Genomic DNA, 21,377 nt, shown 5'->3' on the forward strand with positions numbered 1-21,377 from the left:
ACATATATTGCATCTTCTCCATTATTTTTTTATAAGCAAACACCTGGTTTCGGACATATATGGTGCAGGTGATACAAAACTTACCTGGGATAATAAATTTTTTTACTGTATCAGTACAAGGCAGGTCAGTCAAAGAAAAATAACTTTTTAAATTCACAACGAAATCACGAAAATAATTATTCCACAATATGATTAACGATTGCAAGGGTCGCAACCGCCCCGTCTTATCATTACTAATGATACATGCGCTGCTTTTCATTACCACTGCTCTTTTTGCGCAGGAGCCCAGGCTTCTTACCGGAAAGGTAATTGACGCTGCAACCAACGAACCTATACCTGGAGCCTCGATTGCAGTCAGTGGCGCCGCAAACACCTCTATATCAAATGACAAAGGTGAATTTACAATTAATGTAGCCTTGGGAAAGACACTGGCGGTGTCATACATAGGGTATACAACGTCATTACATCTGGTGGGTGCCAATTTGCATCCCGTCATAAAACTGAAAACGGCTTTAGGAGAACTGGCTGACGTAGTTGTTGTTGGATACGGACAACAAAAAAAGGAGAGCGTAGTTGCGGCTATTTCCACTATGAAAGCTACAGGGCTGAAACAAACGCCTGCTGCCAATATTGGGATCGCCTTAGCCGGACGCCTGCCAGGGTTGAGTGTTTTGCAGCGTTCCGGTGTCCCGGGAGGAGAGCAATTGGAATTTTATATCAGAGGCCGTAGCACCGTAAATGGGCAGCAACCATTAATGCTGGTAGACGGTGTGGAACGGGATTTTACCGCCCTTGATCCAAGGGAAGTTGAATCAATATCGATATTGAAAGATGCATCCGCTACTGCGGTGTATGGTGTGCGCGGTGCAAACGGCGTTATCATGGTAACCACGCGGAGGGGACATTCCGGCAAGCCAATCATTGATATTACAATGGAACAGTCCTGGCAGTCGCCCACAAGAATGCCAAAGATGACCAGTGCATATGATTATGCCGTGTTAAGAAACCAGGTGGAAACGCAGAACGGACGCCCGGTTATTTATGATGATGTTGCACTGGGACACTACCAGAAAGGAGATTTTAAAGAGTTATATCCCGTGCGCGATTTTGTAAGCGAATTTATGAAAGACGGGTTTCCAATGCGCAGAGTGAATGTCAACGTAAGTGGCGGTAGTGACCGTATGCGTTACTTTACTACGGTTGGATATCTTTTCCAGGAAGGTATTTTCAAAACCGAGAAATTTTCAGACTACGACTATGATCCTACTTCAAAAGCGAACCGTGTAAACTTCCGGTCGAATTTTGATATTGACGTCAACAAATCATTAAAAATGTTTCTGAATGTAAGCGGTTACATGCAGAAAAAAAATGATCCGGTTGTAGTACCAAATAACGGAGACTATCTTTCCGATGTGAATGGATATTCAGTCGTACTTAGTTCCCTGATTTCCACACCGAATAATTATCACAATGATGTAACGCCTGATGGTGAAGTGTTATCAACACCGCTAAAAGGTGGTAATATTAACAACGTGCCCTACGGAATGCTGAACCGTTCCGGGTTTCGTAACACCCTTACCAACCAGGTAACCACTACTTTAGGAGCAGAGCAGGCGCTTGATTTTATCACAAAAGGATTGTCTGCAAAAGTGGTGGCTTCTTACGATGCTACAGCCATCAACCAGCAGGTAAGGCAGCGGTCCTATCAATTGTTTGAAGCAAAAGCAGCTCCCAATAATCCGGACTCTGTAATTTATCAGCCTACTGGCACCATGACCAATAGTACGCTTTCAGATGCGCAATATCAATCTCAATGGAATCTGCTGAATATTGATGCGTCGGTTAACTACAAACGTTCATTTGGTCTTCATGATGTAACGGGTATGCTGTTGTTTAACCGCTATCAACGGGTGATTAATATCCAATTGCCTTTCAATTATGTCGGCTATGTTGGACGTGTTACCTATGGTTATAACGATAAGTATCTGGCAGAGGTCAATTTTGGATATAACGGGTCAGAGCAATTTGCACCCGGCCATAAAATGGGTTTCTTTCCCTCTTTTTCTGTGGGTTGGGTAGCCTCCAATGAAAGTTTTTTACAGGAGGCAGCTCCCTGGCTTACGTTCGCTAAACTGCGGGCTTCCTATGGCCAGGTGGGTAATGATAATATGAACGGCGCAAGGTTTGCTTTTTTAACCTTGTGGAATGGCAGTTATGAATCTCAGATCGGAAACAAAGAACTCACGTGGGAAAAAGCCAATAAGTCCAATGTTGGTTTGGAAACACGTTTATTCAAGAATTTTACGCTGGATGTAGATGTTTTTTATGAAAAGAGAAACAATATCCTGATTGCTGCAACCGGGTTGGTGCCAACAGGTATGTTTGGTACAGGAGGGGTTTATAATTCTGGTATTATTCCGAAAGTAAATGCCGGACAAATAGAGAATAAAGGGTTTGAATTGTCGGGAGGATATCAGAAGACCATAGGGTCCGATTTCAGGATCGACGTCAGGTTGAACGGAGCATATAACCAGAACAAAGTGCTTTACATGAGCGAAGTATTGCTTCCGGAGGAATACACTTATCGCCTCCGCAGCACTGGATATCGCCTGGGACAGCCTTTTGGATATAAAACAGCCGGGTTCTTCAATACACAGAAGGAAATAGATGAATGGTACGACCAGACCGGCGTAGGAGCGAAGCCCAAATTGGGCGATTTGAAATATATGGATACGAATGGAGACAACGTTATTACTGAGCAGGACCAGGTACCGCTTGGGAATCCGGAGATGCCGCAGTGGACTTTTGGCGCAGCGATGAGCCTCCAGTATAAAGGCTTTGACTTTAGTATGCTGTGGCAAGGGGTGGCTAAAAGAAGCTATTTACTTACAGGACAACGGATCTTCGAGACCTATAATTTTAATGAGTGGCACAAAGAAGCCTGGAGCCAGGAGAGATATGATGCAGGGCTTCCAATTACATACCCGCGCCTCGATCCCGGAAGTAATGCAAGCAAATTGACTTCAGACTTTTGGTATGTAGACGGTAGCTACATACGGTTGAAGAACCTGGAAATAGGCTATACACTTCCTCATAAGATTTCTGATAGAATAGGTGCTACGTCTATAAGAGTTTATGCCAATGGGCTTAACCTGCTCACTTTTGACCGCTATCCTGTTAAATACCAGGACCCGGAACAAAACAATGAATTAATGTACCCGGTATTTAAAGCCTATAACGCTGGGGTAAATGTTTCTTTTTAAACTGATTATAGAAATGCGAACGATCATGAAGCAGCTAATTTTAAACTTGATAGTAGTTTGCGGACTTGTCTCCATATATGGGTGCCAAAAGATATTGGAAAAAACACCTGACGGACAAACCACTATTGATAAGGTTCTGAGCAATGCCGGACGGAGCAAAGGATTGCTCGATGCCGTATATAACGAAACATATCTCGCACGCGATCAGGTGTCTTTTGTGATGAACCCCATCGAATGCCTGACGGATAATGCATTTTGGGCAGCCACCTATAATGCCTATGAATGGCATAATGGAAGTTTGTCTTTATCCAACCCGGTTATTAACTGGGCCTGGAGTAGTCCAAGTGAGCAATTATGGCCCGACTACTGGCGGGGAATCAGGCTTGCTAACAATGCGATTAAGTATTTACCACAATCAACTGCGATTACAGAAAATGAACGTGCCATCTGGATCGCTGAAGCACGGATAATGCGTTGCTGGTATTATATGCAGCTCCTGGAATTTTATGGACCAATGCCCTGGATTGAAGAACCTTTTGAACCTACTTATACCGGATGGAATGAGCTGGTACGTCCTTCCTACAATGACCTGGTAACAAAAATGGAACAGGAGCTGATGGATGTTATTAATTCACGGATCTTACCGGATCGTCAGCCTTCGCAGGAAGCCCGTCATGTTGACAACGGTGTTGCCTACGCTATCAGGGCCCGTATATTATTATACAATGCAAGTCCGTTAAACAACCCGGAAAATGACAAGAATAAATGGCAACGTGCGGCGGATGCAGCAGAGGATATTATCAAATTGCCCTACTACAAGCTGGTGCCGATGACCGATTATAAAAAGTTATTTGTTGGCGCTTTTGGAACACCTGTTTCTGAAATCATCTGGAGATCCTGGGCCGATAATTCCGCTATTAACAATACGAATGGGGTAGATGGTGGTAGTTATCCGTATGCTAATATCAATCACATGTGGAATTGCGGGGAGTCTCCTACGCAGGAATTGGTGGATTGTTTTGAAATGAAGAATGGCGCTTTTCCGGTAACCTATAATGATGCCAACCGCACAAGCGTTACCGTTACGCCCGGAGCAGCAGCATTGGGCTACAGCGAAGCTACCGGTGGCGATCCTTATGCCAATCGTGACGCCCGTTTTGAGGTAAATATCGTTCACAATATGACAAACTACGGTATTCCCTATAACTGTACACAACCCTACATTATCGAAACGTTTGTTGGCGGCCGCAATGGCTTTAATGATGTAATTTCCCAGGAAACACAGCGTTCCTGTACCGGCTATTATAGCGGAAAAGATAAACAGGTAAAATTCTGGGGTCCAGCCGGAAGCATGGGACATGAACCCACCTATTGGGTGTTTTTCCGTCTTGCTGAGTTTTACCTGCAAAAGGCGGAAGCCTTATGCGAGTTAGGTGATCTGGGTGGAGCGACGACAGCACTCAATGCTATTCGTGAACGTGCGTTACAACCACGCATACAGGATGTTCCCGGGTTTGTAAACTCGCAGGAATTTATTCGTGAGCGTATCCGTAACGAGCGGAGAGTGGAATATTGCCTGGAAGGACAATATCGTTTTGTGGACCAGCGTCGTTGGAAGGTTTTAGATAAGACCAATCGTTTTATTACCGGCATGCGCATTACGCAGGGAAACGACGGCAAGTTCAGCTACCAGCGTAAAAAGATCCGGGACTACCAGTCTTTTACCAATAAATACCTGGTAATGCCGATCCCCTTGGAAGATGCAAAAAAGATGACCGGCATGTTACAGCCCGAGGCATGGAGATAATTAATTAACCGGCTAAATATGATACGTCAGCTAATGCCCGACAATGATGCAGCTACACTAACAAACGTACAGCTACATTTTGACGGGTATTGGCTGACGGTTATCATTGGAGCAATGCCGTAAGCCGGGTTACTTTAAATTAAGCAGGTTTGAATCATTAGAGGAATAAAACCGGCAGTTATGCCGGATGTCAATAATCGTAGTTGATTTATTTAATGAAGAAGTATATACTTTTTGTAAGCACTTTGTTGTTAATGTCTGCCAGTCGGACCATGGCAGCAGGACTGTACACCGATAAAAATGTAAAAGAAAAACCAGCTGTTTCCAGGAACAGGGCGGTGCTGTATGAAAAAAGACTGAACAGCCGCAGCGTTATTCCCGAATTGCAGTTACATGAAGCCGGGCAATATACCAGGGAAGGGTTAAAAATTACGAGGAAAGACAGCATCGTACGTTTAAATCGTTTTTATGCGCTGGCCGAACGCATGGTGCAGTACCGCGTAAGTTTTTCGGCAGATGCCAAAGCTTCATTCAGGAGTAGTGAGGGAGATTTTAACGCATTTGTTGATGTGGCAAACAAAAAGATTGCTATCGGCACCAATCCTGTTACAGAACAGTCAGTACCTTTTTTGAAAGAAAATCGTGATTACCTGGTTGAAGTGTACCATATTTATCAACAGGCAAAACTGCGTATCGTGGATCTGGCATCCGGAGAAGCGGCAGAGATATCAGCTATTAATGATGGCAGTGGGGGCGCAGGAAAAGGTGTGTTGCAGCCTGGGTTTTCAGTAGGCATGCAATGGGATTATTATTGCTTCGGCATTGCCGGAGGTACGTCCATGCTTGTAAAGCAAATAAAAGTTTTTGCCCTTAAGAAAAAGGTAAAAGTGTTGATATATGGCGACTCTATTACGCAACCCGAAGGGTATTTTCCAACGAAAGATTTTCCGCTGGCCTGGACACAACAGATTATAAATAGGTTAGGAGGGAATGCTATCTCAAGTGGTAGAGGCGGTGGAAGAATTGATATGGTGCTGAATTATATAAAAAATGAATTACCCTTTATAAAGACTAAATATGTAATGGTAACGATCGGCACCAACGGAGGGAATACTGAGGCCAATTTGAGTGAGCTGGTCAGTTATATTAAGTCACAGGGAGCGATACCCATTCTGAACAATATCCCCAGCAATGAAAGTGGCACACAAAAAGAGAACAATCGGATCATTGAGAATGTGCGCGCAAAGTTTGGTATAAACGGTTGCAAATTTGATCTTGCTACATCGGTGAAGGGAGACGGCCAGGAGGTCGATAAAACAACCATGTACTGGGAAGACTACGCAAAAAGCTATGGTTGGCAAATCTATCATCATCCCAATGAAAAAGGCGGCACCAAAATGTTTGAGCAAACGCTCGTTGACATACCAGAAATTTATCAATAATTTTTCGATGGGTTTGGAATCCTGCAAAAGCATCTTTACTTTAAACAGGTTCTTTCCATCTCTAACGCTCAAGTCATGGTATTATGATTAGAATAACTAAAGGGAGCTTGATTGCTTTATTTTTACTGATATCACATTTTGCTTTTGCTAACAGGAGCCACACGCTTCTTTACGATGTAAAAGAGGTTCCTAACGGGAAAGTATATATTATTACACAAAAGAGTAACGGGTATACTTTTGATTCCGCCCGATATGCGGTATTCATACCTGAAGGTATCACCACGCTGGAAGGCGTCCTGGTGCATCAGCACGGATGCACCATGGAGGGCCGCGGGATGGCTACTGCCTATGATTTGCAATACCAGGCTTTTGCAAAAAAATGGAAGCTGGCAATCGTTGGTCCGGACCTGTATTCAGCAAAAAATAATTGTCACGATTGGAGAAACCCCGAATCAGGATCGGGGCCGGCATTGCTACAAACGCTGGAGCAGATTGGAAAAGTATCCAGCCATGCTGAATTGGCAAACGCACCCTTGTTGTTATGGGGGCATTCGGGCGGCGGCTACTGGGTTCTTTCGATGCTTCGGCAGTATCCTGAACGAATAATGGGCATTTTTGCTTATTCGCCCGCTTTCGAGCCTGGCGTTTATCCTGCCGCGGCGCTGAAAGTACCTGTTATGATGCGCCATGCCGGACCGGACGGAGATGCCTGTTGCTGGCAGACGTCGATCCGCGAATTCGGTAAGCTGCGTGCTGCGGGTGGTTATGCCAGCATTGCCTATACTCATTTTCAAAGCCATAATTTCAGTTTTGTGCGCTATATGACCATTCCTTTTTTTGAATCAGTAATGAAACAACGGCTTCCTCAAAAAGCCGGAAGCGGATACAAGGCCATGAGAAATATGGATGTATCCGGGGCATGGCTGGGAGATACCCTGAGTGGAAATATCTATAAAGCAAATGTATATCCAGGTAGGAAAACAGCTGCTGCCTGGTTGCCGGACTCTTTAACCGCAGTAAAATGGCGGGAGTATGTAATTACCGGAACCGTTGTAGATCGTACTGCACCTCCCGCACCTTATGGCGTGCAACAAAAGCGAAGACATAATATGGCCGTTGAATTATCATGGAAAGCAGATGCAGATATTGAATCAGGGATCAGCCATTTTAACATCTACAAAGACAATCAACTTATTGGCCGGTTCCCATCTTCGGGTACTTACCAAAACTTTGATACAAATGGAGATGATGCTTATCCGCTGCAGCTTCCCGGCTTGCAAACAGATGTCACATTACCCTGGAATGATCCCGGAAAAATAGCGATTACTACGGTGAACCATTTTGGACTTGAATCAAACAAGACGATAGTTCCTTAAAACTGGAAATAGCCAATTATTCAACACTAAACTCAAACAAATGATGGCAGGACTAAAAGCAAATGTTTTAGCTCTGTTACCCATTGCCGCGATATTTTTTATCACTTCCTGCGCCACTCTAAGGGATCTTAACGATAAAGGTGTTGTTGACAGGGAGGGGCATATAGCGATAGACAACCGTTCTTATAAAATTCCGGACCTGAAAACGCCTGTATTATTAGATGAAAACCACGGGTGGATAAGAAATTATAAAAATGTGCTTTCTGGTTTTTATAGTCTATACCAACCTGAGGTTGTTTATGTGAAAGGAGACGAGTATCCGTATAAAATGTGGTTTATGGGGTGGGCCCATACTTTTTTAAACAAGCCTGATACGTTGGCAGATGGTTCTTATTATCCCGGGCATAATGGTGTGAATGGGGGAGATGCTATTTTTTTCGCGAGGGCTAAAACGCTGGATGAATGGCAGGTGTACAGCAGGAAACGTAACGGTACCGGTGAAGTTTACTGGGATGAAAATCAGCAAACGGCCGACTGGGTTCCCGTCCTTACTTCTCAGGGTGATACCTGGTTTGATGACCTGCATGTGGGCGACCCCTCCGTTATATACATGAATGGTACTTTTTATATGGCGTATTCGGCAATGGGGACAGATAAGAAGAATCCCTCAGAACCCTATCCCTGGAGTGATAACGCCGCATGCATTATGGGAGCCACATCAAAAGATGGTATTCATTGGACACGCAGTAAGGAGCCACTAATGATATGGGGCAAGGAATACGGGTTTAATGAAATGAATCAGAAAGCGTTTTATTATGGAGGTTATCAGCGTCCTGCTCTCTTGCTGGAAGATGGGAAATGGAGAATGTGGTTCGACCATGAAGCGGGATCTAAAAATAAAATTTCTATTGGATATGCCGAAAATGCAGGAGACTTCCTGAATAGCCGGTCCTGGAAGCGAATAAGCGGAGATACAACACCTGTGTTAACCCAATTCGTAGATGTTGATGTTGTTAAAATAGGCAGTATTTACTATGCCTATGGCGATCCTTTTGTGGAATGGCATCACGTTAAAGACAAAGCAATTACTGACAGTGATAATGGCTGGTCCGGACGACAAATAGTTGAAGCGCAATCCTATGATGGAATTAATTGGAAAATAACGGGCTACTTCAAACCAGACCCAGGTTATCCGGCTAACCAGATACCACAGGTGTTTTTAGACCATGAAAATAAAAGGGTTTGTATATTCTATGCAACGCAGCGGGGAAAAAGACAATCGAAGGAATACGATTGGAAATGGGATAATTTCAGGTATATGTACAAAGAACTTAAAGCGTATGAGGATTCGAAATAACAGGACAGGCTATCTTTATGGTAGTTCATCAGTTGAATAATTCATTCAAGTCATTGGGCGTAGCAGGGTTCAATGTTTTTTGACAATCCCTTCCTTTAATTTATTAAAGGAAGGGATTTGTTTTTTTAATGACTATAATGAATTACGTAGCGTCAACTTAAAGGGCACTTTTAATTTTTCTGTAGATCCCGAAAGGATGGACCGGGCCGTCATAGCGCCCATTTCATAAAAATCAGAAGATATGGTGCTGATACCATTCAATATGACCCGCTTAAATGGTGTTTCATTATAGGAAATAATGCCCACCTGGGTGCCGATCTTTAGTGAGGTCGGTTGAATTTTTTCGATGAGCGTAACGAGATCCTCCTCAATCATGTTAATATATACGTCTCCCAGTTTAATGGGTTCGTTCTGTATATCGCTGATGATCTTGTAAGAAAACGCATTATCCTGGCAAAAATGCGTGAAGCCTTTTCTTATTTCTTCAGGATAATAGCTATTTTCAGGAAAGATCAGTTTAATGGTATGGTATTTTACCAGGCTTTCGAGTGCAGCATGAAGCGCCTGGTAAATATCATTTTGATAATCGATATAAATTGACCCGTACTCTCCCTTTACACCCGGAAGTGACTTATCCAATAGTATCAGTTTATCTTTAGGGATCGTATCAATCACTTCATTGGCGCGCTCCCCGCCATCAATAAAGTGGGGAATGATCACATAATGGGTGTAGTGGTCTTTATTGCCCGAAAGTAAGCGTTTGAATAAATGGAAATCGTTGTTGTAAATATAGAAATCAATAGCTGCTTCATCTCCCAACTCATTTACCAACGCATCATAAATTAGTTTTTTGGGTGCGCTTAATTTATTAAAAAGAAGGAATACCCTCAATGGCCGCCGGAATTCCGTATTTTCAATAAAATAACCTCTTCTGGGTACTGCATTAATCACCCCTAGCCTCCGTAATTGCTTATACCCTCTTTCCACCGTATCCCGGGCAATATCCAGTTCTATACTCAGCTCGTTAATAGAAGGCATATTATCTCCTGCTTTAATAGTACCTTTTTCAATTTCTTTTAAAACGGCATTTACAATTTGCAGGTATTTGGAAGTGCTGGAGTACGGATCTACCTGGATAAGATCAATGATTTTTTCCTTTTTCATTGGCAAAATATTGCATTTTTGCAAGTAGCAAATTAGTATTTATACCTCAATATAAAAAGGGGAAAAGCTACTTTAATTTAAATGGTTTCTTTCGGGTCAAGACAGGATAGGAATGAGAAATTGAATTTTTATGTTTGTTCTTGTTAAGATTTTTACAAGAATGATTAAAGTATGGAAACTTTGCTGAATATAAAAACGATGCACGCCAGTGATCAGATTTGTTTAATAATGTTACGTATTTACGACCGGGTTCTAACAACAACTTCTGGGGGGAATATTTCCATTATCGATGAAGAAGAAAATATCTGGATTACGCCCGCAGGCATAGACAAGGGATTGTTAAAGCCTTCTGATATTGTGTGTATGAGGAAAGATGGAACTGTTGTAGGCGATCATAAGCCTTCATCAGAGTACCCATTTCATTTAGCTATTTATAAAAAGCGCCCAGATATTAAAGCCATCGTACATGCGCATCCTCCGGGAATGGTAGCATTTAGTATTGTGCGGAAAACACCGGATACCCGGGTATTGCCTCAAACCCACCAATTGTGCGGCGATATCGGCTATGCAGCTTATGCTTTGCCGGGCACGGAGGCGCTTGGGAAAAGCATTGCCAATGAGTTTGAGAAAGGTTTTTCGGTAGTGATTATGGAAAACCATGGAACCGTTATCGGAGGCACTGATATTTCAAACGCCTATCAGAAATTTGAGTCAATCGAAGTTTCGGCCAGGTCGATCCTTAGTGGTAGCAGCATAGGAACACCCATCGCTGTTTCAGATGCAGGTTTGGCAGCTCACAAGGCACAACAGTTGGTTGTTTTGCCAGAGCAGGAAGAACAACCGTTTTATCCTGCCAAAGACAGGGAAAAGCGGGCGCAGATACTCAAAATTGTAAAGCGCGCCTGTAAACAGGGGCTTATGCTAGGGGCCTATGGTTCTGTTTCCGCCAGGTCGGAGAATGACGATTTTGTGATTACGCCCAATGCGGTTTCAAAATGGGATCTTGCATTGGATGATCTGGTACAGGTGAAAGATGGCAAAAGAGAAAAAAATAAAATGCCGGATAGCGCGGCCTTATTGCACCAGGCAATATATGCCAAACATAAACACGTAAATGCCATCATCATCACGCAACCTATTTATCTGACATCATTTGCTATTACGGGTGCCGACTTTAATGTAAGAACGATTCCCGAAACCTGGATTTATTTACAGGATGTAAAAATGACAGAACTGGAACATAAACTTTCTGGGACAGAAAAAATAGCGGAAAGTATTTCAGAACAGTCTCCCGTATTGATTGTGAAGAATGAATGTGTTATTGTAACCGGGAACAAGCTGCTCCAGGCATTTGACTACCTGGAGGTTGCTGAGTTTAGCGCCAAATCAGTGATCTTATCCGCATCCCTTGGGAAGATGATCCCTATTAGTGACGGGGAAATAGACGAGTTGGGTAAAGTGATGGGCCGATGGAAAAACTATGAATGGAAAATGTAGCAACCGGATAAAATTTGAATATTCCACGAAATGAAAAATAGCAGTTATGAATAATAAATATGCAATCATTCTGGGTAATCTGGGAAATACCAGAGACCGTTTTTGTCAGGGATACAAAGTAAATCCCAGCTCCGAAGAAATGCTGAAGTTGGCCCTTGAAAAAATTCCACATATCCAGGGTATAGAACTGGTAGGGTCCTGGGATATAAGACCGGACAACGTGGGGGACATGAAGAAAAGAATGGACGATGCCGGAGTAGCCTGCGTTAGTATTATCCCGGATACATTTGCTAATCCTCTTTTCGGAAGAGGTAGTATTACCAGCATTGACGCAAAAGTGAGACAGGCGGCACTGGATTATCTACGGCAAATGAGTGAAGTAGCAATCAAAATGGATTGCGGCATTGTAAATTTATGGCTGGGACAGGATGGGTACGACTACCTGTTGGCTACCGATTACGACCAGGAGCGGACCTGGCTTACTGAAGCTACAAGGACCATTGCAACGGAATTTCCAACGCTGCGCTTTGCACTGGAATATAAACCCAAGGAACCCCGCAACTTTTCCTACCATGCAAGAATGGCGGATACCATCCTGGCTGCAAAGGAAACCGGCTGCAATAATGTTGGTGTAACCATCGATACCGGACATAGCTTTTATGCCGGTGAGAACGTGTCCGAAGCTGTGGTGCTGGCAAAAAGAGCCGGTAATTTATTATATCATATGCACTTTAATGATAACCACGGAACCTGGGATGATGATATGATTGTGAGTAGCGTTCATTTCACCACTTACGTGGAACTGTTGTTCTGGTTGAAAAAAACAGGATACACCGGCTGGCTTTCAATGGACCAGTACCCTTACCGCGAAGACGCAGTAGACGCTATTTCCGAAAGTATCCTATGGATAAAGAAATACGAACAGATAGTGGATACTTACTATGATGAAATTGATGCACTCATCAAAGAAAATGATGCGGTGAAAACATCCAGGTTTTTACGTAAACTGATCGCATAGCACCAATAACTTCTTACATAAAATAGTGTCATATGAACGATTCCACTTTCCGGAAGGGATGCTGCGCCCTTGTGTTTTTGTTTTATTCCCTTTTCGCGCTTCCTTCGATAGCAACAACACCGTTGAAACCAGCAACAATAACAGTTACCGCCTTAAAATGCGACAATGCAGTAAATCCGATTGGGATGGATGCGCGGACCCCCCAGTTTAGTTGGGAGATCACAGCCACTCAGCGCAATTTTATGCAAACAGCCTACCAGGTACTGGTAGCCGATGCTGTTGATAAATTAGAGAAAGGCGAAGGGAACGTATGGAATAGTGGTAAGGTATCCTCTGCGCATGCTGCCGGCGTTTTATATAGAGGAACAGCATTGGAAAGCAGGAAAAAATATTACTGGAAGGTGTTGGTTTGGAACAACGGAGGCACAACACCTGAGGTGAGCAAAATAGCAAATTTTGAAATGGGCTTGCTGCATCAATCAGACTGGAGTGGAGATTGGGTAGGCTTTCCTTCCGGATGGATTGGTAAAGTACATTACTTCCGGCGCGTTTTTTCCTTTCAGAAAGAAATTGCCCGCGCACGGGCTTATGTTGCAGGCATTGGTTATAATGAATTGGAAATAAACGGAAAAAAAGTAGGTAATCACGTGCTGGACCCGGCCACCAGCGATTTTAGCAAAACAATTTATTATACGACCTATGATATAAAGGAGTTTTTGAATGCAGAAAACGTGATGGTCATCGCCGTAGCTCCCGGGTGGTATGGAATGCCGAAGTTGCGCATGCAACTGGAGTTCTATTTTACCGACGGAACCATGGAAGTAATCAACTCTTCCACGATCAGGAATGTGACGCTTGGACCAGTGGTTTCATCCGGTATCCTGGATGGCGAAGTATATGATGCCCGGGAGGAAAAACCGGAGTGGAACCTGCCTTCTGATACGATCATCAAAGGCTTGCCCAATAAGTTCTGGGGCGTTGCGCCGGTAGTGGAAGCGCCTGGAGGTAAAATGGCTGCGCAACAGTTGGAACCCATCAGAGTGGTGGACAGTTTTGCACCGGTAACGGTTAAAGAAGCCCAACCAGGTACGTATGTAATGGATGCCGGACAAAATATGGCAGGGTGGGTGGCACTGCGTGTTAAAGGACCTAAAGGAACAAAAATAACATTGCGCTTTGCAGAAACGTTATATAAAAATGGTCAGGTAAACCAGGAAAATCTACGTACCGCAGCCGCTACAGATACTTATATTCTGAAAGGAGACGGTGAGGAAAAATGGGAACCCCGGTTTACTTACCACGGATTCAGGTACATGCAAATAGAAGGCTGGCCTGGGCAGCCAACGGTAAATGATTTCACCGTAAAAAAAGTGCGTTCGGATGTGGAATCCGCAGGAACGTTCAATAGCAGTAACGATTTATTGAACCGTATTAATCAAATGGTGCAACGTACAGAAGCTTCCAATCTGCATAGTATCCCTACCGACTGCCCGCAGCGCGATGAAAGAATGGGCTGGTTAAATGATTTAACGGTGCGTATAGAACAGGCGGTTTACAATTTTAACCTGCATCGTTTTTACGCAAAATACATAGGGGATATCTGTGATACCCAAAATGAAAACGGAGAAATAACCGATACCGCCCCTTACAAAGTAGGAGGCAAACCCGCCGATCCGGTGTCAGTAAGCTTTTTGTTATTGGCCTTGAAGAGCTATGAATACTACGGGAATACGGAGATTATCCGGAACCATTACCCGCAAATGAAAGCATGGGTAGATTATTTAACCACCCGCACAAAAAATGGCATTGTTGACTATAGCTATTATGGAGACTGGTCACCACCCAGAGAGTTTGGTACAAAATCGACTAATTACAGTGCTGTTTCTATGGATACGCCCGGAGAATTAATGTCTACCGGCTACCTGTATTACAGTGCCGACGTATTAGCACAAATGGCGGCTATTTTGGGCAATGTGGATGACCAGAACAAGTATGACAAGTTGGCTAAAAGCACCATGAAAGCGTTTAATGATAAGTTCTGGGATGAAGCCAAAGGCGGCTATGGTACCAATAACCAGGCTTGTAATTCTTTTGCCGTTTTCCTGGGCGCTCCTACAAAAGAGCAGCTGCCAAGGGTTATAGCCAACCTGGTGAAAAATGTAAAAGAAAGAGGATACCATTTAACTACCGGCAATCTTTGTACAAAATACATGCTGGAAGCATTAACAGAAAACGGAGAAGTTGAAACAGCCTACAAAATAGCCACACAAACAACTTATCCCAGCTGGGGATATATGTTGGCCGAAGGAGCAACTACGTTATGGGAACGCTGGGAATATGAAACCGGTGGTTCTATGAACTCTCACAACCATCCCATGATGGGGTCTGTTGGCTCCTGGTTGTATAAATATATTGCAGGCATTTTGCCCGATATCAATCATCCCGGTTTTGGAGAATTTGTATTACGTCCTTATATACCCAATGATCTGGACCATGCGGAAGCAACGTATCAATCTGTAAAAGGGGGAATTGGCTCTGCCTGGAAGAAAGCAAAAGGTACGCTGGAATACACGGTAAGTATTCCTGCTAATAGCAAGGCTACTGTATTTATACCTACCAAAGATGTTAGGTCAATTACAGAAGGTGGCCGTGCCATCAGCCAATTAAAAGAATGCCGCTTTTTACGTTCGGAAGGCCAGTGGGCAGTATATGAAGTAGGAGCGGGAAAATACCAGTTCAAATCTAAATGGTAGTATGATGCGATTGTTAATTATCCTTTTATTATTATACCCCCTGGGCCTGTTTGCCCAGGGCAAAGGCCATCATGAGGCGTCCAATGCGTCGGCCCAGGTGGTTGCGGTAGATCAGTTTGGCCGAAGCTTTAATACGGTTAGCGGGTACAAACCCAAAAAACAGGTGGGGATATTCTATTGGCCCTGGATCGGGCAACCCTATGCCAGCGGCATTTACGATGCTACGCAAATTAGTGCCATGCCTAATGGTTTAAAATTGTTGTATGATTTTAAATATTTAAACGATTCAATTAGTCCTACCGGGCAGGCGCATTTCTGGGGAGCACCATTATGGGGTTATTATAATTCTGCAGATGAATGGGTCATTCGAAGACAAATGAAAATGCTCACGCTGGCAGGTGTTGATTTTATTGTTTTTGATCTTACCAATCGCGTTACCTATAAGGACGTTTACGAAAAAGTATTCCGCGTAATTGAAGAATTTATAGCAGAAGGCTGGACTCCTCCGAAAGCGGTTTTTTATACCCATTCTAAATCTTTTGAAACCACCTGGCAGGTATACCGGGAGCTATATCAACCTGGATTGTATCCCAAAGCCTGGTACCGGGTGAATGGAAAACCGATGATTATAGCGTATACGAAGGAAGCGGATGATGTGGCTGAAGCCATTTCAAGAAACGATACTACTTATACTCCCACTCCTTACTCAAAAGAATTAAAAGACTTTTTCTATTTTAAGAAGCCACAATGGCCATTTGATACGGTGTATGAAGATGGATTTCCCTGGATAGAGTGGAGCTTTCCGCAACCCCTGCACGGAAATATCATGAGTGTTTCTGTTGCCAGTCATCCAAAAGTGCCGATGTCCCGCTCTATTACATCAGGGTGGATTAACTGGGGCCGCGGATGGGATCCGGCTACACAAACAAATAAAAAAGAAGATATCCTTACCGGCGGCTTTTTTCAAAAACAATGGGATCATGCACTTCAGGTTGATCCGGATACCGTATTTGTTGGCGGTTGGAATGAATGGATTGCTTACAAGCAACCTTATGGAGATGAGTATATGCTTTGTGATGCAGCCGATATTGAATATTCACGGGATATAGAACCCATGCGTGGCGGATATGAAGACGCTTTTTATATTCAGATGATCAAAAATATCCGGCAGTTTAAAGGGATATCCAACAAAGCAGCCGGACATGCGGCAACCACGATCGATATCGCAAAAAGCACTGCCCAGTGGGCCAACGTTCCTGCTGTTTACAAAAATATAGATCGTACACCTGAAAGTAGAGCGCATTACGGCGCCTCTAAAAAAGTATTCTATACACAACCTGCTCCTGTCAACAATTTACAGGAACTGAGAGTAACACATGACAACAAACATTTTTATTTCCTGGTAAAAGCTGAGAAGCCCTTCGTACACAGCAGCGATGCAAAAAGCGGACTGCAATTATTGATCGGTAAAGGTGATCCGGCTGTTAAAGGATGGAACGGGTATGAATACGTAATAGAACCGGATATGACTACTGGTAAAGCCCGGGTAAGTAAATTAGATAAGGGATATAAAAAGACATTGATAGGAACAACTGCATTTGTACAGGACAAAAATCTGCTGCAGTTACAGATACCCCGTCAGTTGCTGGCAGCCGGAAAAGAAACACAGCAGATATATTTTAAAGTAGCAGATGGTATAGCCAAGCCGGCAGATATAATGGAATATTACATAAGTGGCAGTGCAATGCCAATGGGCCGGTTAAGCTATTTGTATCGCATGGATAAATGAAATAATTATGAGCAAACAAAATAAAAGGAGTAGCGGAACGCTTCTTATTTACCTGGGGTCGGTTTTATTAATGCTATTGTTTCAATATTGTTCTCCCGGAATTGCGGCATTACAAGTAAATGCGCTTACCGTGGAAGGAAGGGATAGTTTAATGGGCTCCGATATCTTACAGCCCCGGTTTAGCTGGAAAATAGCATCCGGCGAACGGGGGATAAAACAAACAGCCTATCAGCTGCTGGTAGCCAGCAGTAAAGAGGCGTTGAGCAAAGGAGAAGCGGATATTTGGGATAGTGGAAAGATGGACACCGATTCTTCCTTGGACATTGTATACAAGGGCAAACCGCTTAGCTCTTTTCAGTCTTGTTACTGGAAAGTAAAAATATGGACAAACAACGGGAAGGAAGCCACCAGCCAGCCCTCTTTCTGGACGATGGGCTTATTGCAGCCTTCCGATTGGCAGGCGAAGTGGATCGGATTGGATGGTCATAATGATAAAGATCAACCGGATAGCACTTTGACCAGACTGGCTGCCAGACATCTGCGCAAAGAGTTTAGCATCGATAAAAAAATTGCAACAGCTACGGCTTATATTAGTGGCATGGGGTTGTATGAATTATCGCTCAATGGGGAAAAAGTGGGGCAGGATGTGTTGGCGCCTACGGTGTCCGAATACAATAAAAAGATATTCTATAATACCTATGACATTACGCGTCAACTGCAACAGGGAGCCAATTGTGTGGGAGTAGTCCTGGGTAATGGGCGTTTTTTTGCTGTCCGTAATTATCATGGGCAATTAAATCCACTTACAGGTATTGGACAGGCACAATATGGATTGCCGAAACTATTGCTGCAAATACGCATACTATATACTGATAGTACTGTAGCCTGGGTAAACTCTGATGAAAGCTGGAAGGTAACCGATAATGGCCCTATTCTGGCGAACAATGAATTTGATGGTGAAGAGTATGATGCGAACAAAGAATTGGCAGGTTGGGATAAAACCGGCTATAACTATCAGGCCTGGAAAGGGGTGAACCTGATGCCTTCAGGTAAGGAAAGGATAGAAGCGCAACCGAACGAAAATATCCGTATCAAGGAAGTACTTAATCCCATCACTGTGCATGCTACGCCGCGTGGCTCCTATATCCTGGATATGGGGCAAAACATGGTGGGATGGGTTGCCATAAAAGTAAAAGGTGAAAAAGGAGATACGATTCGTATGCGCTTTGCAGAAACCATGAAGGGAAAGGATTCGATCTATCTCGATAATATGCGCGACGCTAAAGTTACCGATAAGTACATCCTGAAAGGCGGAGGCACAGAAAGCTGGGAACCCCGGTTTACCTATCATGGTTTCCGTTTTGTAGAAGTAGAAGGTCTGCGCTCGAAGCCCGACGTAAAAGATTTTGCAGGAAAAGTGATTTATGATGACGTGGCTACAATTGGCACATTTGAAACAGCTAACCCCACCATCAATACCATATTTAAAAATGCTTATTGGACCATCCGCGGTAACTACCGTGGTATGCCTACAGATTGTCCTCAGCGGGATGAGCGCGTTGGTTGGTTGGGCGACCGGGTGATTAGCTCTTATGGTGAAAGCTTCTTGTTTGATAACTCCCGGCTCTACGCCAAATGGCTGGACGATATACAGGACGCACAAAAAGAGAATGGTAGTGTACCGGATATTGCACCCTCTTTCTGGGACCGATATGCGGATAACGTAACCTACCCCAGTGCCTTTATATTGATACCGGATATGCTAAGGAAGCAATTTGGTGATACCAGAAGTATTTCAAAACAATATCCGGCCATGAAAAAATGGATGTTGTATATGTGGAATACTTATCGCGATAACGACCTGGTGCTAAAAGACAATTATGGAGACTGGTGTGTGCCTCCGGAATCGTTGGATCTTATCTGGTCCAAAGATCCCAGCCGGATTACAGATGGTGGACTACTGGCTGCTGCTTATTATTATCACTGCCTGGGGTTAATGAAAAACTATGCAGATCAATTGGCGCTTCCGGCCGATGCAGCCAATTTTAGCAACATCGCGCAAAAAGTAAGGGTAGCGTTCAATAAAAAATTCTACAACCCGGATAAAAAATCTTACGCCAATAATACCGTTACCGCCAACCTGTTGCCGCTCAGTTTTGGAATGGTACCCGAAGGGGACAAGGCGGCTGTATTTTCCAATATACGTGCCCGTTTGAAGGAATTTGATGATCATGTAAACTCCGGAATTATAGGCGGTATGTGGCTCATGCGCGGGCTTACTGATAACGGAGCCGGGGAACTGGCGTATAAACTGGCTACTAATACTACTTATCCCAGCTGGGGATATATGATAACAAAAGGAGCTACCACTATTTGGGAATTGTGGAACGGCGATGCCGCCAATCCGATGATGAATTCGGGAAATCATCAGATGTTGCTGGGCGACTTGCTGGTCTGGTACTATGAGTACCTGGCAGGCATAAAGACAGATGATAAGGAAGTAGCGTTTAAGAAAATCATCATGAATCCTATCTTTCCTGAAGATCTTGATTTTGTAAATGCGTCTTTGAATACAAAATATGGCATCGTAAAAAGCGCATGGAAGAAAACGGCCACTGGTTTGGAATGGAATATAACAATACCTGCCAATACTACTGCTGTAGTTACACTTCCCGGAAATGTGGAAGCTATTACGGAATCAGGAAAACCTTTGCCGGCAGACCTGCTGCAAAATAGTAATCCTGTAGCAGCGGGCAAAACGGCGCTCAATATTGGCTCCGGGACCTATCAATTTATCGTTAAAAAACAGTAAAACTTTATGCAGGCGCTCTTTGGTATTATTTATCATTTTATAGGAGGTGTTGCTTCCGGTAGTTTTTATATTCCTTACAAAAAAGTAAAAGGGTGGTCCTGGGAAACCTATTGGTTAGTTGGCGGGCTTTTTTCCTGGCTAATCATTCCTCCGATAGTGGCCTGGTTAACAATTCCGCAATTCACGGACATTATCGCAAATGCAGCATTTTCTACACTCTTCTGGATCTTTTTCTGGGGCCTGCTCTGGGGTATCGGTGGATTGATGTACGGGCTGGGTATGCGGTATCTGGGTATGTCGCTCGGTAATTCGGTTTTACTTGGATTTACCTCGGCTTTTGGTTCCCTGGCGCCCCCAATTTATTATGACCTGGCAGGAATTGAAGGCAAAGTAACCTTTACACAGTTAGTACAATCCACCTGGGGAAACGTAGTGCTACTGGGCGTTGTACTTTGTTTGGTGGGGATATATATATGTGGCAAGGCTGGTTTTTTGAAAGAAAAAGAATTGCCGGAGGAAAAAAAGAAAGACAGTGTAAAAGAATTTAATCTGAAGAAAGGATTGATTGTTTGTATCGTTTCAGGTATTCTTAGCGCCGGATTTAACTATGGAATTGAAGCCGGTGCTGCATTGGCTGATAGCGCCAATGAAATATGGAAGGCTGCAAATCCGGATGCCGGAGTCAACTTCCTTTTCAGAAATAATGTTATTTATGTTGTATTGCTATGGGGCGGACTGTCTACTAACCTGGTATGGTGCCTCATATTGAATTTACGAAATAAAACTTTTGGTGATTATACCAATACCAAAGCTCCTCTTCGCAAGAACTATCTCTTTTGCGCCATTGCTGGTACTACATGGTTTATGCAGTATCTTTTTTACGGAATGGGGGAAAGTAAATTAGGGAATGGTGCGAGCTCCTGGATATTGCATATGGCATTCATTATCCTGGTGGCCAATTTCTGGGGCTTTGCTTTGAAAGAGTGGAGCGGCGTAAGCCGGAAGACTCGCCGGACAATTATGCTGGGTATTGGAATGATAATCCTGGCGGTAATTGTTGTCGGATATGGTAACTCACTCCATAATTAGTGCGGTTTTT

Annotated in this window: 12 protein-coding genes; 11 read left to right on the forward strand and 1 reads right to left on the reverse strand. The window is 43.6% G+C overall.

All coding sequences use genetic code 11. The annotated features are described in order from the left end of the window. Nucleotides 1-236: 236 nt before the first annotated feature. From ABQ275_RS07170 to ABQ275_RS07190, 5 genes are all read left to right on the forward strand, one after another. Complete coding sequence (locus tag ABQ275_RS07170) at nt 237-3,263, forward strand: TonB-dependent receptor (RefSeq protein ID WP_349317597.1); 3,027 nt, start codon at nt 237-239, stop codon at nt 3,261-3,263. 94 nt (nt 3,264-3,357) lie between these two features. Next, complete coding sequence (locus ABQ275_RS07175) at nt 3,358-5,070, forward strand: RagB/SusD family nutrient uptake outer membrane protein (RefSeq protein ID WP_349317598.1); 1,713 nt, start codon at nt 3,358-3,360, stop codon at nt 5,068-5,070. 215 nt (nt 5,071-5,285) lie between these two features. After that, nucleotides 5,286-6,512 carry an SGNH/GDSL hydrolase family protein gene (locus ABQ275_RS07180; protein WP_349317599.1) on the forward strand — a complete coding sequence of 409 codons (1,227 nt, stop codon included), beginning with the start codon at nt 5,286-5,288 and terminating at the stop codon, nt 6,510-6,512. An 83-nt stretch (nt 6,513-6,595) separates the two neighbouring features. Further along, the gene (locus ABQ275_RS07185; protein ID WP_349317600.1) at nt 6,596-7,888 is read left to right on the forward strand and encodes a serine aminopeptidase domain-containing protein; all 1,293 of its coding nucleotides are present in this window, start codon (nt 6,596-6,598) and stop codon (nt 7,886-7,888) included. A gap of 40 nt (nt 7,889-7,928) precedes the next feature. Beyond that, nucleotides 7,929-9,245, forward strand: coding sequence for a hypothetical protein (locus ABQ275_RS07190; protein WP_349317601.1), 1,317 nt, complete (start codon nt 7,929-7,931; stop codon nt 9,243-9,245). Between the two features lie 132 nt (nt 9,246-9,377). On the opposite strand, the gene ABQ275_RS07195 is transcribed toward ABQ275_RS07190, so the two are convergent. Further along, nucleotides 9,378-10,409, reverse strand: a complete 1,032-nt coding sequence (locus ABQ275_RS07195; protein ID WP_349317602.1) for a GntR family transcriptional regulator — start codon at nt 10,407-10,409, stop codon at nt 9,378-9,380. Nucleotides 10,410-10,580: 171 nt separating this feature from the next. Here ABQ275_RS07195 and ABQ275_RS07200 point away from each other — a divergent pair, with 171 nt between their 5' ends. From ABQ275_RS07200 to rhaT, 6 genes are read left to right on the forward strand one after another with little or no spacing between them, the layout of a single operon-like run. After that, nucleotides 10,581-11,906 carry a class II aldolase/adducin family protein gene (locus ABQ275_RS07200; protein ID WP_349317603.1) on the forward strand — a complete coding sequence of 442 codons (1,326 nt, stop codon included), beginning with the start codon at nt 10,581-10,583 and terminating at the stop codon, nt 11,904-11,906. Nucleotides 11,907-11,952: 46 nt separating this feature from the next. Then, nucleotides 11,953-12,924, forward strand: coding sequence for a sugar phosphate isomerase/epimerase family protein (locus ABQ275_RS07205; RefSeq protein ID WP_349317604.1), 972 nt, complete (start codon nt 11,953-11,955; stop codon nt 12,922-12,924). A 32-nt stretch (nt 12,925-12,956) separates the two neighbouring features. Further along, complete coding sequence (locus ABQ275_RS07210; protein ID WP_349317605.1) at nt 12,957-15,677, forward strand: family 78 glycoside hydrolase catalytic domain; 2,721 nt, start codon at nt 12,957-12,959, stop codon at nt 15,675-15,677. Nucleotide 15,678: 1 nt separating this feature from the next. Further along, nucleotides 15,679-17,466, forward strand: coding sequence for a hypothetical protein (locus ABQ275_RS07215; protein ID WP_349317606.1), 1,788 nt, complete (start codon nt 15,679-15,681; stop codon nt 17,464-17,466). Between the two features lie 7 nt (nt 17,467-17,473). Then, nucleotides 17,474-20,278: a family 78 glycoside hydrolase catalytic domain gene (locus tag ABQ275_RS07220; protein WP_349317607.1), complete on the forward strand. Its 2,805-nt coding sequence runs from the start codon at nt 17,474-17,476 to the stop codon at nt 20,276-20,278. A gap of 6 nt (nt 20,279-20,284) precedes the next feature. Continuing rightward, nucleotides 20,285-21,367: an L-rhamnose/proton symporter RhaT gene (rhaT, locus tag ABQ275_RS07225; RefSeq protein WP_349317608.1), complete on the forward strand. Its 1,083-nt coding sequence runs from the start codon at nt 20,285-20,287 to the stop codon at nt 21,365-21,367. Nucleotides 21,368-21,377: the final 10 nt, after the last annotated feature.

Origin of the sequence: Chitinophaga sp. MM2321, assembly GCF_964033635.1 — a bacterium.
Lineage (GTDB): Bacteria > Bacteroidota > Bacteroidia > Chitinophagales > Chitinophagaceae > Chitinophaga.

Excerpts from the sequence above, each read along its gene's own strand:
- ABQ275_RS07170 (WP_349317597.1), top strand. The coding sequence starts at position 237 with ATGATACATGCGCTGCTTTTCATTACCACTGCTCTTTTTGCGCAGGAG.
- ABQ275_RS07180 (WP_349317599.1), top strand. The coding sequence starts at position 5,286 with ATGAAGAAGTATATACTTTTTGTAAGCACTTTGTTGTTAATGTCTGCC.
- ABQ275_RS07185 (WP_349317600.1), top strand. The coding sequence starts at position 6,596 with ATGATTAGAATAACTAAAGGGAGCTTGATTGCTTTATTTTTACTGATA.
- ABQ275_RS07190 (WP_349317601.1), top strand. The coding sequence starts at position 7,929 with ATGATGGCAGGACTAAAAGCAAATGTTTTAGCTCTGTTACCCATTGCC.
- ABQ275_RS07195 (WP_349317602.1), bottom strand. The coding sequence starts at position 10,409 with ATGAAAAAGGAAAAAATCATTGATCTTATCCAGGTAGATCCGTACTCC.
- ABQ275_RS07200 (WP_349317603.1), top strand. The coding sequence starts at position 10,581 with ATGGAAACTTTGCTGAATATAAAAACGATGCACGCCAGTGATCAGATT.
- ABQ275_RS07205 (WP_349317604.1), top strand. The coding sequence starts at position 11,953 with ATGAATAATAAATATGCAATCATTCTGGGTAATCTGGGAAATACCAGA.
- ABQ275_RS07210 (WP_349317605.1), top strand. The coding sequence starts at position 12,957 with ATGAACGATTCCACTTTCCGGAAGGGATGCTGCGCCCTTGTGTTTTTG.
- ABQ275_RS07215 (WP_349317606.1), top strand. The coding sequence starts at position 15,679 with ATGATGCGATTGTTAATTATCCTTTTATTATTATACCCCCTGGGCCTG.
- ABQ275_RS07220 (WP_349317607.1), top strand. The coding sequence starts at position 17,474 with ATGAGCAAACAAAATAAAAGGAGTAGCGGAACGCTTCTTATTTACCTG.
- rhaT (WP_349317608.1), top strand. The coding sequence starts at position 20,285 with ATGCAGGCGCTCTTTGGTATTATTTATCATTTTATAGGAGGTGTTGCT.